The sequence below is a fragment of the Rhizobium mulingense genome, from assembly GCF_029194105.1.
In the GTDB taxonomy this organism is placed as follows: Bacteria; Pseudomonadota; Alphaproteobacteria; order Rhizobiales; family Rhizobiaceae; genus Rhizobium; species Rhizobium mulingense.
This window is the reverse complement of the sequence record NZ_JARFVE010000007.1, coordinates 215535-227381: the sequence shown is the minus strand read 5'-3', so window position 1 is coordinate 227381 and position 11847 is coordinate 215535. Positions and strand designations below refer to the sequence as shown.

Genomic DNA, 11847 nt, shown 5'->3' with positions numbered 1-11847 from the left:
CGCCGGCCTGAAAAGCGCCCGCTTTATTTGCCCAACGGAACTGGAACCGCCCTCAGAACTTCTGTTGCGTTATCAGGACTTCGCGGGCGATCTGATCGAGCGGCAGAATGCGGTTGACCCCGCCCCTGGCAATCGCCTCCTTCGGCATGCCGAAGACAACCGAACTCGCCTCGTCCTGCGCCACGGTGTAGGCGCCGGCTTCATGCATCTCCAGCATGCCGCGCGCACCGTCGTCGCCCATGCCGGTCATGATGATCCCCATGGCGTTGGAGCCGGCCGAACGCGCCGCCGAACGGAAGAGCACATCGACGGAAGGCCGGTGGCGGGAGACCAGCGGCCCGGTCTTCACGCTCACATAATAGCGCGCACCCTGGCGTTCGAGCAGAGTGTGCTTGTCACCGGGCGCGATCAGCACATGGCCGCGCAGCACCGGATCGCCGTCGGCGGCCTCCTTGACCTCGACCTCGCAGAGCCCGTTCAGGCGCTTGGCGAAGGCGGCGGTGAATTTCTCCGGCATATGCTGGACGATCACCATGCCGGGCGCATTGGCCGGCAGCTCCTCCAGGAATTCGCGCAACGCTTCGGTTCCGCCGGTAGAGGCGCCGACGCAGACGACCATCTCCGTCGTCTTCGCCATGGCGCGGCCCGTTGGCGGCGGCAGCATGGCATCGGCCGTCAGCTTCTTGGCTGGTCCCTCGGCGGAAGCGGAACGAATGGTTCCGGCGGCACGGCGCGCGATGGAAAGTCGCGCGTGCGAGGCGCTCTTGACGACTTCGCGAATGCGCATCGCATCATCGGCAAGACCGTCGGCGGCGCCGATCTTCGATTTCAGAATGACGTCGACGGCGCCCGCCTCCAGCGCCTGGATCAGCGTTTCCGAGCCCGCTTCCGTCAGCGACGAACACATCACTACCGGGATCGGCCGCTGCGACATCAGTTTGCGCAGGAAGGTGATGCCATCCATGCGCGGCATCTCCACGTCCAGCGTGATAACGTCGGGAATCTCCTCCTGCAGCCTTCGCGCCGCCACGAAAGGATCGGACGCCACTGCCATGATCTCGATATCAGGATCCTGCTCCAGCACATGAGCCAGCGTCTGCCGGACGCTGGCGGAATCGTCGATGATGAGAACCCGGATTTTCTTGCGCATGAATGCCTCTAGATACGCTGAAACACCGTATTCGAGACCTGCTTCAGCGGCAGGTCGAAGCCGGTGATCGATTCGGAATGACCGATGAAAATATAGCCGCCCTTCGCCAGGCAATCACAGAGACGGCTGAGCACGCCCGCTTGAGTCTGCTTGTCGAAATAGATGAGCACGTTGCGGCAGAAGATGACGTTCATAGAGTCGCCGATCGGATATTTTTCATCCATGAGATTCATGCGGGCAAAGCCAATCTTGCTGCGCAGCTTCGGCGTGATGCGCACTTCCCGCCGATTGGGCTGCTTGGCTGTCAGCACATATTTGCGCTGTAGGTCGCGCGGCACGGGCGCAATCAGATCTTCCGGATAGATGCCCCGGCGCGCGGTCTGCAACACGTCTGTGGAAAGGTCGGTTGCCAGCACGCTGTAGGAGACATCGTTGCGACCTTCGGTGAACTCGGCCAGCACCATCGCCATCGTGTAGGGTTCTGCTCCCGTCGAGCAAGCCGAGCTCCAGGCGCGGATGGTCCGCACGCCGCAATTGACGATCTCCGGCAGCGCGACGCTCTGCAGATAGTCGAAATGCTTTGCTTCGCGGAAGAAGTCGGTCTTGTTCGTCGTCACCACATCGATCAGGTATACGGTTTCCTGGGCGAGGCCGTCGTTATTGAACAGGAAGTCGCAGTAATCGTCGAAGGTCGAGTGGTTGGTCGCGCGAAGGCGGCGTCTCAGCCGCCCTTCAAGCATCGTCAGCTTTGTCGGCGGCATCTTGATGCCGCTATAATCGTAAATGAACCGGGCAAGCTTGTCGAAATTGCGCTTGCTGATCCGGTCGCCGGGCAATTGGGTTTCGACCGCTGCTGGCATACTCATGGAACGCGTTTCTCCGGGTTGACGCGCGGTCAGGCCGCCGATTGCAGTGCAGAAGCATCCTCGCGCGACAAGAGCCGTGCAAGATCGATGATGACGACGAAGCCGTTTTCACGGCGGACGACGCCGGCAATATAGTCCGAGCGCCAGCGCACGCCGATGTCGGGCGCCGCCTCGATCTGGTCGCGCCGGAACGGCGTGACCTCGAAGACGCGGTCGGCGACGAGGCCCAGCGTCAGGAGCCGACTCTCCATCGGTACGTCGAGGACCAGCACCCGTGTGTGCGGCGTCGGCACGGTCTTGGTCATGCCGAGCTTCAATCGAAGATCGATGGTCGGCACACCTTGCCCGCGCACGTCGCGCAGGCCGAGCAGATAGTCGGGACCATTCGGAATCTTGAAGGCTTCCGCATAGTCGAGGATTTCCCGAACGACCTCAACCGGCACGGCGAAAATCTCCTCGCCGAGACTGAAGGTCACGAATTGCGCTTCCAGAGATGTAGTGGCCATGATCATGCGCTTTCCTTGAATTCGGCGTCTCCATCATCGGGACCGCCCATCGACATATCGAGGGCAAAGCCCTTCGCGCGGGCCTGCTGGCCTGCGATGCTGTTAGCGGCGGCCGCCTTGCCGGCAGGCTTGCGCACCGAGGCCGCAGCCGGGCTGCGCGCCGTCATCTTGACGGCAGCAGCGCGTCCATGGCGACCGGTCGCCGCCTTGCCGTTGCCGGTCATATCGACCTTGAAGAAGGCAATCGAAGCCTGCAGTTCTTCCGCCTGGGCGGCAAGCTCTTCCGAGGTTGACGACATTTCTTCGGAGGCGCCGGCATTCTGCTGCGTCACCTTGTCAAGCAGCTGGATCGCTTCGTTGATCTGCGCCGCACCGATATCCTGCTCGCGGCAGGCCGCGCTGATTTCGGAGACCAGTTCCGCCGTCTTGCGAATGTCGGGAACCAGGCGCCCGAGCATGTCGCCGGCTTCCTGAGCCGCCGTTACGGTATCGCTCGACATGGCGCTGATTTCGGCGGCGGCCGATTGGCTGCGTTCGGCAAGCTTGCGCACCTCGGAGGCTACGACCGCAAAGCCCTTGCCATGTTCGCCCGCACGAGCGGCTTCGACGGCAGCGTTAAGAGCCAGGAGATCGGTCTGGCGGGCGATCTCTTGAACGATGCCGATCTTCTCGGCGATAGTGCGCATCGCCTGCACGGCGCGGGTTACCGCGTCACCGCTGGCTTCCGCATCCTTGGCGGATTGACGCGCGATCTTTTCCGTCTGCGCGGCATTGTCGGCATTCTGCTTGATGTTCGAGGCCATTTCCTCCATCGAGGCAGAGGCCTCCTCGGCGGACGCGGCCTGCTCCGAGGCGCCCTGCGAAACCTGCTCGGAACTTGCCGACAGTTCCTGGCTGCCGGCCGAGACATTTTCGGCGGCCGAGATCGCATCGGCAACGACGCCGCGAAGCCGTTCGACCATCTGTTCCAGCGCGATACCAAGCGTATCCTTCTCCGAGAGCGGCTTCGGCGAGACCGTCAGGTCGCCGCCGGCGATTTGCATAGCGATCTCGGCGGTGGCTCGAAGATTAGAGGTCATGACGTTGATTGTATCGACGAGATCCCTGATCTCGTCGTTGCTCTTGATCTCGACCTTCTGGTTCAGGTCGCCGGCGGCGACGGCATTGGCAACGTTCATGATCTTGCTCAGGCCGCTGTCGACGCCGAGAGCGATCCACAATGCGGCCGCGAAGGCGATGAGGGATGCACCGAGTGCGATGCCGATCAGCATGTTCTTGGTGGTGCTATAGAGGACGTCGGTGTCGTTATCGGCCTGCGTCATGGCCTTCTGCTGCAGCGCGACGAGCGTGTCGAACACTTCTTCCAGTTCCACGACGACAGCACGAACCTCTCCTGACGAAAGTGCGTTGGCCCCTGCCCTGTCACCACTTTCCTGGATGGCGGCGACCTTAGCGGACCCTTCGCTGAAGCGTTTGGCCAGCTCGATCAGCCTGTCCCAGGTGGGCTTGCCCTCCGCGGTTGCGAGCTGTTGACCGCTTGTCGCGAAGGCGAGCATCTCATCCGTGCTCTTGGCCGACTTCTGATAGTCCCTGATCACCGTTTCAGGATTCATCTCCAGTAGGGCGTTCTTCTGCCAGCGAACAGCATTGAGTTCGGCCGTCTGGGCTTCCAGAGCCAACTCCAGTCTTTTTGCCGGACCGGAGATGAGGCTGCCGACAGCATCGTTCAGCGAGCCGAGGCTGATGATTCCATAAATCGCGCTCCCCACCAGCAACAGTATGACGAAACCGAATGCGGCTGCGAGTTTAAGTTTGATCGTAATACGCATCTCAATATCCCTCTCTGAGAGCGAAGCAACAATGTGGACCGGGCGCGCGGCGTCATGCAGCAAAGAAATTCCGGCAGGCGAAAAGCAGGTAAAAGGAATTGGCGTCCACCGCCCTCGAGCGGCGGAGTTATGCGTCGCGGGCCGTGCTGGCTGGCCCACGACAGTTGCGAGGGAAAGCACCCCATCCCTGGGGAACGTCATGCGCTATTCCCAGGGAAGCGTCATGCGCTCTCCCTGAAATCGTCGTCGCCGGCGTCAGGGCCGCCCATCGACATGTCGAGCGCAAAGCCCTTCACGCGGGCCTGCTGGCCGGCAACGCTGTTGGCGGCCGGCTTCTTTGCCGCCGGCTTGCGGGCGGCAGGAGCCGGGCTGCGCACCGTCATCTTGGCGGCCGGTGTGCGATCGCGGCGCCCACCCGCCATATCGACCTTGAAGAAGGCGATCGAGGTCTGCAGTTCTTCCGCCTGGGAGGCGAGCTCTTCGGAAGTCGCCGACATTTGCTCCGAGGCGCCGGCATTCTGCTGCGTCACCTTGTCGAGCTGCTGGATCGCTTCGTTGATCTGAGCCGCACCGATATCCTGTTCGCGGCAGGCGGCGCTGATTTCGGAGACCAGCTCCGCCGTCTTGCGGATGTCGGGCACCAGGCGCCCGAGCATCTCGCCAGCTTCTTGGGCGGCCGTCACGGTATCGCTCGACATCGAGCTGATTTCAGCAGCGGCCGACTGGCTGCGCTCCGCAAGCTTGCGCACTTCCGAGGCGACAACGGCAAAACCCTTCCCGTGTTCACCCGCACGAGCGGCTTCGACGGCAGCGTTGAGAGCCAAGAGGTCGGTCTGCCGGGCGATTTCTTGGACGATACCGATCTTCTGGGCGATCGTGCGCATGGCATCGACCGCGCGGGATACGGCTTCGCCGCTGGCTTCCGCATCCCTGGCCGACTGACGCGCGATCTTTTCCGTCTGCGCGGCATTGTCGGCATTCTGCTTGATGTTCGAGGCCATTTCCTCCATCGAGGCGGAAGCCTCTTCGGCGGAAGCGGCCTGTTCCGTAGCCCCCTGCGAGACCTGCTCGGAACTTGCCGACAGCTCCTGGCTGCCGGCCGAAACATTTTCAGCGGCCGAGATCGCGTCGGCAACGACACCGCGCAACCGTTCGACCATCTGCTCCAGGGCAAGACCCAGCGCATCCTTGTCGGAGAGCGGCTTCGGAGACACGGTGAGATCGCCATTTGCGATCTGGTTGGCAATCCCCGCCGTAGTCCTGAGGTTGGCAATCATGCTTTGCATGGCAATCCCGAGCGTGTCCTTGTCCGAGAGCGGCTTGGCATCGCTGGCCAGATCACCCATGGCAATCTGGTCGGCAAGGGCGGCTGTCGCCCGCAGATTGGCGGTCATTGTGTTGACCGTATCGATGAGATCCTTGATTTCGTCATTAGTCCTGACGTCGACCTTCTGATTGAGATCGCCGATTGCCACGGCGTTTGCGACGCTCACGATCTTCCTCAGACCATTGTTGATGCCGAGCGTGATCCACAATGCGGCGCCGAGCGCCACGAGCACGGCGATCCCGGATGCCGTGGTGAGGATGAGCTTGGTCGAGTTGTAAAGATCGGTGTTCGATTGATCGGTAGCTTGCATACCTTTGCGCTGAATCTCGGTAAGGGCGGCAATCGCGTCGCCCATGTCGCCGGTCATCGCCCGGAGATCACCAAGTGAAAGCGCCAGCGCGCCTGCCTTGTCCCCCCTGACATCGAGTTGCTGCAGCTCGGCGGACTTCTCGCGGAATTTCCCGCCAACACTCCGCAGCTTCTCCCAATGCGGCTTGCCTTCCGGAGAGGCGATGGCCAAGCCGGCGTCGACAGCGTCGAACATGGCCTGCAGATTCTGATCGGCCTCTTTGTAGAAATCGGCGGCCGTGTCGGGATCGGTGGAAAGCAGCGCGTTCTTCTGAGCCCGAATGGCGTTAACTTCGGCAATGTTTGCGTTCAGCGCCAGTTCCAGCCGGCGCATGGGGCCGTCGATCATGTTGCCGCTCGCCTCGTTCAAAGTGCCGAGGCTGAAGCTTCCATAAACTGCAATGCCGATCAGCAGCAGCGTCATGATCCCGAAAGCGAGACCCAATTTCAGTTTGATGGTGAAACGCATGTGATACCCCGTTCTATGCGCAAAACGATTGGATAGAGAGACGTTCCGGTCCAGGGAACGCCGAACTTCAGAGTGATGTGTGTGAAGAGGGAAAGCGACTGCATTCACTTCCCGGCAGCCGGACATCTATCGGTCGCAGCGCCAACGCCTACACGCGTTGGGGATATTTCCGCCTCGGGCCACCGGAGTGGCCCGAGATATCCGATGAGGGCGAAAGCGCTCAGGTGCCTCGCCGGGGAAACGCTATGCGCGTCCCCAGGAAGCTCCTACGCGCTTTCCCGAAAATCGTCATCGCCGGCGTCAGGGCCGCCCATCGACATATCGAGAGCAAAGCCCTTGAGACGCTGCTGCTGAGCCGAAACCGTCTGACCGCGGCCCTGGCCTTGGACCTGCGTCGCAGCCTTGCGGGCCGGGGCCTTGATCACCTTGGCCGGGCCGTTCGCCGGCATCTTCTGGGCGCCGGGCCGCGCGCTGCCCGTCGTATCGACCTTGAAGAAGGCGATCGAGGTCTGCAGTTCTTCCGCCTGGGAGGCGAGCTCTTCGGAAGTTGCCGACATCTGCTCCGAGGCGCCGGCGTTCTGCTGCGTTACCTTGTCGAGCTGCTGGATCGCTTCGTTGATCTGAGCCGCACCGATATCCTGCTCGCGGCAGGCGGCGCTGATCTCGGAAACCAGTTCCGCCGTCTTGCGGATGTCGGGCACCAGGCGGCCGAGCATCTCGCCGGCATCAGCGGCGGCCTTGACGGTATCGCTCGACATCGAGCTGATTTCGGCTGCCGCCGACTGGCTGCGTTCGGCAAGCTTGCGCACTTCCGAGGCGACCACCGCAAAACCCTTGCCGTGTTCGCCGGCGCGTGCTGCTTCGACGGCGGCATTGAGGGCCAGCAGATCGGTCTGACGGGCAATTTCCTGCACGATGCCGATCTTCTGGGCGATCGTGCGCATAGCGTCGACAGCGCGCGTTACCGCTTCGCCGCTGGCTTCAGCATCCCTGGCCGACTGGCGGGCGATCTTTTCGGTCTGGGCGGCGTTGTCGGCATTCTGCTTGATGTTGGCGGCCATCTGCTCCATCGAAGCGGAGGCCTCCTCGGCGGACGCGGCCTGTTCTGTGGCGCCCTGCGACACCTGTTCGGAGCTTGCCGAAAGCTCCTGGCTGCCGGACGAGACGTTCTCGGCAGCCGAGATCGCATCGGCGACGACGCCCCGCAGGCGTTCGATCATGATGTTGACATTGCCCAGCAGCTCGCCGATTTCGTCATGGCTGGTGATATCGGCCATTTTCGTCAGGTCGCCTTCGGACACTTCGCGAACCACGGTGTTGGCGCGGCCGAGGCCTTTGCTGATCGTGCTGGCGATCCAGAAGGCCGTAATCGCGGCAATCAGCAGTGCCACGGCAGCGACGGCGATCATCGTCGTGCGTGTCGTCGCATACTGCGCGTCGGCATCGGCGTCGGCGGTCTTCATGCGCTGCTTCTCAAGCGCCAGAATTTCGGCGAGTGTCGAGTCGATATCGTTGGCGGCGGCACGCGCCGTCGTGATGGAGATAGTGTTGGCACCGTCCGCATTGCCGGCCTTCAGATAGTCGCGGATCTGGTCGTCGGCTGCGTTGAAGGCCTTGGAAAGCTCGGCAATACGCGCCCAACGCGCCTTGCCTTCTTCCGTGGCAAGCGCCAGAACCTGGTTGAAGGCATCGCTGAAATCCTTGCGAGCCGCGTTGCCCTTGTCGGTCGCACGGGCACTTTCTTCTGGAGTGCGGGCGGTGAGCAGGTTCTTCTGTTGGCGAATGGCTTCGAGCTGCGCGATGTTGATCTGCTGCGCAAGGTCGAGGCGGGCTGCCGGGCCGGCAAGAAGATTGCCGATCGTATCGTTCAGTGATCCAAGGCTGAAAATGCCATAAGCGGCAGTGCTCAATAACATGAGAATAATAAAGGTGAACGCCGTCACCAGCTTCGTCTTGATTGTCAGTCTCATCGTCCCAAACCCCTCTTGGATTTATCTGCCGTCAATTGACGGCCCCCGCCGCGTCATGTCGCGATGAAAAAATCGCCTGCAGATTCGGGAGAATGATGAACTCTCCACCCCTCTTCACCAGGCAGTTGATGTAGTCGGCGCGCCAGCGCATACCGACGCTCGGAGGCGCCTCGCTCGCGGTCTTTGCGAGCGTCGTCACCTCGTTCACCTTATCGGTTCTGAGGCCGACGAGCGTCGGCTCGCCCTGCAGATCGATTTCGATGACGATGAAGCGGCTGTCGATCGTCGCCTCCGCCGCCTCCATCCCGAAGGCGAGACGCAGGTCGGCGAGCGGAATGACCTTGCCGCGGAAGTTGATGACGCTGGCGACGAAGGGCTGGCTGCCCGGCACCGCCGTCTCCGGAAGCAGATCCAGGATTTCCTGGACGATGGCCGCCTCCAGCGCGAAAGTTTCGCCGTTGAGATCGAAAGTCAGAACCTCGACTTCCTTGGCATAGCTCCAATGATTGTCGAAGCGTTCGAGTGCTGCTGTTGCATTCATCCTGCTACCCGCAATTGCGCCTCCTGTTGCTGACCCGCGGCAACCAGGTGCCCGACGTCGAGAATGAGAGCGACGCTGCCGTCGCCGAGAATGGTGGCGCCGGAGAAGGTCGCCACGTCGTTGTGCAGTTTCGACATCGACTTGATGACCGTCTGGTGATCGCCGATGATCTGGTCGACGACGAGGCCGACGCGCTCCGTGCCTGTCGAGATGACGACGACCTTCTGATGCACGTCGGGTTTCGTGCCGGTGCGGAAGAGATCGCGCAGGCGCAAGAACGGCACCAGGCTGTCGCGCAGCGAAATGAAGCTGCGACCACGCGAGCGCAGATCCTCCTCGAGCGACAATTCGAGGCATTCCTCAACGGCCGAGAGCGGGATGACGTAGCGGCCGGAGCCGACACGCACCAGCAATCCGTCGATGATGGCGAGCGTCAGTGGAATGCGCAGTGACACTTCCGAACCCTGTCCCGGCACACTGACGATATCGATCGCACCGCGCAGCGCTTCGACGGTCTTCTTGACCACGTCCATGCCGACGCCGCGACCGGAGAGATCGGTGATCGCCGCAGCCGTCGAAAAGCCGGGGGCGAAGATCAGTTGCAGCAGCTCTGAGTCCGAAAGCGGCTGTCCGGGCTGAATCAGGCCGGAGGATTCCGCCTTGGCGCGGACCCGTTCACGATTGATGCCGCGGCCGTCGTCCTTGATCGAGATGATCACTTCGCCGCCGGCTTGGCGGGCAGAGAGCGTCACTGTGCCGGCTTCGGTCTTGCCGGCGGCCAATCGATCGGCTGGCGTTTCAAGGCCATGATCAATCGAGTTGCGCACCAGATGCACCAGCGGATCGGCCAGCCGCTCGATCACCGTCTTGTCGACCTCGGTCGTCTCGCCTTCCGTCACCAGCTCGATCACCTTGCCCGTCTCGCGGGCAAGGTCGTGGACAAGACGGCGAAAGCGGGAGAAGAGGCTTGCGACCGGCACCATCCGCAGCACCATCATCGTGTCGCGCAATTCGCCGGACAGACGTTCGATTTCTTCTGAGACGGAGCGCAATGCAATATCGGTGCTGGCGCTGGCGAGCTGACTGAGCCGCGATTGCGCGATGACGAGCTCACCGACGCGGTCCATCAGTTCGTCCAAGCGCTCTGCCGGGACGCGCACGTTTTCGGCAGCCTTCGCCTGGCTGGCTGCTGGCGCCTCACGCTTGACGGGGACCGCTTCGACGGGACGAAATTCCTGCACGGGGACCGCCGGGACAGGCAGTGACGATACTGAGGCGGCAGCGGCAGGCACCGGCTTTGCCTCGAGCGGAGCAGCCATTGCCGCTGCCGCGCCGTCGATCTCCTCAACGCTGAGTTCCATGTCGTCGAGCACGAAGATGAAGACGTCGTCGATCGCCGAACGGTCCTGCTCGCTCATCAGCGTCACATCCCAGGAAATGTAGAGTTCCGTCGGAGTGAGCTCGTCGAGGGGCGGAATGGCCGAAGTGTCGGCGCGCACGGTGCATTCGCCGAGATCGCGCAGTTCGTCCAGCAGACCGAGCGGATTGGTGCCGTTGGCCATCGAATTGGCCGGCAGGCTGAAGCGGATGCGCCAGCCGTTCTTCGTCTTCTTCGCCGACGCCTCCTGCACGGGCGCTGCAACGGCGGCTGTCGCTGTGGCAGGCGCGGCAGCCTTGGCGCCGACCGCAGCCTGCAGCTGTGTCAGAAGCTTATGCCCAGTGTCACCGTGATCGGCGTCGGGCTGGTCCACGAGGGCACGCATATGGTCCTGGGCAGCGAGAACGGCGGCGACGAGTTCGCTGGTCGCCGCGACCTCGCCCTTTCGGACGCGGTCGAAGGCGGTTTCGCAATGATGGGTGAAGGCGGCAAGCGCCTCGAAACCGAACATCGCGCCCGATCCCTTAAGCGTGTGAAGCCCGCGGAATACCGCGTCGACGAGATCCTTATTGTCGAGTTGGTGAGTGAGGTCGAGAAGACCGGCCTCGATCGCTTCGAGGCATTCGGCAGCCTCCATGCGGAATACGGCAACGGGATCGAGCGTGCTCATCTTCCTAAGACCTTCTTGACGATCTTTACGAGATTCTCCGGGTCGAATGGCTTTGTCAGCCAGCCGGTGGCACCGGCGGCCTTGGCGCGGGCCTTGAGATCGGCGTCCGATTCCGTCGTCAGAAAGATAATCGGGACGCCTGCCTGCGCCGGCAGCTTGCGCAGCTCCTCGATCATCGTCAGCCCGTCCATGACGGGCATGTTGAGATCGGTCACGATCAGATCGAAGCTGCTGCCCTTGGCTGCCATGAGGCCTTCCGCCCCGTTGACCGCTTCGGTGACGCTGTAGCCGGCATTGGTCAGCGTGACTTTTGTGGTCAGGCGGATGCTGGCGGAATCGTCTACCGTCAGGATGTTGGCACTCATAACGTCACCTCTTTATGCAACCAGAACTTTAAGTCCTCTTGATCGAAGGATTCGATGAAACCGGCGCGCTTAAGTACCTTCAGAACATTGCCGCTGGCGGGAGAAGAAAGATTGAACGTCTTTCCATCAGATTTTGCTTGGCGACGCGCCGCCTCAATAAGTTGGATGAAACTCAGGTCAGCTTCAGCCCCAGCGGGAATGCTGAGAAAAATTTCATCCTTACTACGAAATGCTTCACTAAGCTTGGAATGTAATTCAGACATGCTGCGAATGTTTAGCGCGTCCGGCAAACCTATAGATTCACAATATTGTCTCTTAGTATCCAATGCAGCCTCCTGGGCCCGAGAAATACTTGCTACCCTAAGAGGACTCTCACGACAGCGTTAATGCAGCGTAAACAGCGGTTGTATAAAACTGTCGTATAGCGC

At 61.7% G+C, this 11847-nt stretch carries 10 protein-coding genes; all 10 read right to left on the bottom strand.

Features of this window, described 5'->3' with window-relative positions; translation table 11 throughout:
- Positions 1–52: 52 nt before the first annotated feature.
- Positions 53–1150: a protein-glutamate methylesterase/protein-glutamine glutaminase gene (locus PYR71_RS18325; protein ID WP_183918040.1), complete on the bottom strand. Its 1098-nt coding sequence runs from the start codon at positions 1148–1150 to the stop codon at positions 53–55.
- A gap of 8 nt (positions 1151–1158) precedes the next feature.
- Positions 1159–2016 carry a CheR family methyltransferase gene (locus PYR71_RS18320; protein WP_275620344.1) on the bottom strand — a complete coding sequence of 286 codons (858 nt, stop codon included), beginning with the start codon at positions 2014–2016 and terminating at the stop codon, positions 1159–1161.
- 29 nt (positions 2017–2045) lie between these two features.
- Positions 2046–2528 carry a chemotaxis protein CheW gene (locus PYR71_RS18315; protein WP_171049239.1) on the bottom strand — a complete coding sequence of 161 codons (483 nt, stop codon included), beginning with the start codon at positions 2526–2528 and terminating at the stop codon, positions 2046–2048.
- On the bottom strand, positions 2525–4351 hold the full coding sequence (locus PYR71_RS18310; protein ID WP_275620343.1) for a methyl-accepting chemotaxis protein: 1827 nt from the start codon (positions 4349–4351) through the stop codon (positions 2525–2527). Before PYR71_RS18310 ends, PYR71_RS18315 begins: the two co-directional genes overlap by 4 nt.
- A 221-nt stretch (positions 4352–4572) precedes the next feature.
- Positions 4573–6495 carry a HAMP domain-containing methyl-accepting chemotaxis protein gene (locus PYR71_RS18305; protein ID WP_275620342.1) on the bottom strand — a complete coding sequence of 641 codons (1923 nt, stop codon included), beginning with the start codon at positions 6493–6495 and terminating at the stop codon, positions 4573–4575.
- Positions 6496–6761: 266 nt separating this feature from the next.
- Complete coding sequence (locus PYR71_RS18300) at positions 6762–8465, bottom strand: methyl-accepting chemotaxis protein (RefSeq protein WP_275620341.1); 1704 nt, start codon at positions 8463–8465, stop codon at positions 6762–6764.
- 31 nt (positions 8466–8496) lie between these two features.
- Positions 8497–9006, bottom strand: a complete 510-nt coding sequence (locus tag PYR71_RS18295) for a chemotaxis protein CheW (protein WP_275620340.1) — start codon at positions 9004–9006, stop codon at positions 8497–8499.
- Complete coding sequence (locus tag PYR71_RS18290) at positions 9003–11054, bottom strand: chemotaxis protein CheA (protein ID WP_275620339.1); 2052 nt, start codon at positions 11052–11054, stop codon at positions 9003–9005. Before PYR71_RS18290 ends, PYR71_RS18295 begins: the two co-directional genes overlap by 4 nt.
- Positions 11051–11419, bottom strand: coding sequence for a response regulator (locus tag PYR71_RS18285; RefSeq protein WP_275620338.1), 369 nt, complete (start codon positions 11417–11419; stop codon positions 11051–11053). The genes PYR71_RS18290 and PYR71_RS18285 overlap by 4 nt, the downstream gene beginning before the upstream one ends.
- On the bottom strand, positions 11416–11745 hold the full coding sequence (locus PYR71_RS18280; RefSeq protein ID WP_275620337.1) for an STAS domain-containing protein: 330 nt from the start codon (positions 11743–11745) through the stop codon (positions 11416–11418). Before PYR71_RS18280 ends, PYR71_RS18285 begins: the two co-directional genes overlap by 4 nt.
- Positions 11746–11847 lie beyond the last annotated feature (102 nt).

What these genes read in the sequence shown, in the direction of transcription:
- PYR71_RS18325 (WP_183918040.1), bottom strand. Translation starts at nt 1,150, where the DNA reads ATGCGCAAGAAAATCCGGGTTCTCATCATCGACGATTCCGCCAGCGTC.
- PYR71_RS18320 (WP_275620344.1), bottom strand. Translation starts at nt 2,016, where the DNA reads ATGAGTATGCCAGCAGCGGTCGAAACCCAATTGCCCGGCGACCGGATC.
- PYR71_RS18315 (WP_171049239.1), bottom strand. Translation starts at nt 2,528, where the DNA reads ATGATCATGGCCACTACATCTCTGGAAGCGCAATTCGTGACCTTCAGT.
- PYR71_RS18310 (WP_275620343.1), bottom strand. Translation starts at nt 4,351, where the DNA reads ATGCGTATTACGATCAAACTTAAACTCGCAGCCGCATTCGGTTTCGTC.
- PYR71_RS18305 (WP_275620342.1), bottom strand. Translation starts at nt 6,495, where the DNA reads ATGCGTTTCACCATCAAACTGAAATTGGGTCTCGCTTTCGGGATCATG.
- PYR71_RS18300 (WP_275620341.1), bottom strand. Translation starts at nt 8,465, where the DNA reads ATGAGACTGACAATCAAGACGAAGCTGGTGACGGCGTTCACCTTTATT.
- PYR71_RS18295 (WP_275620340.1), bottom strand. Translation starts at nt 9,006, where the DNA reads ATGAATGCAACAGCAGCACTCGAACGCTTCGACAATCATTGGAGCTAT.
- PYR71_RS18290 (WP_275620339.1), bottom strand. Translation starts at nt 11,054, where the DNA reads ATGAGCACGCTCGATCCCGTTGCCGTATTCCGCATGGAGGCTGCCGAA.
- PYR71_RS18285 (WP_275620338.1), bottom strand. Translation starts at nt 11,419, where the DNA reads ATGAGTGCCAACATCCTGACGGTAGACGATTCCGCCAGCATCCGCCTG.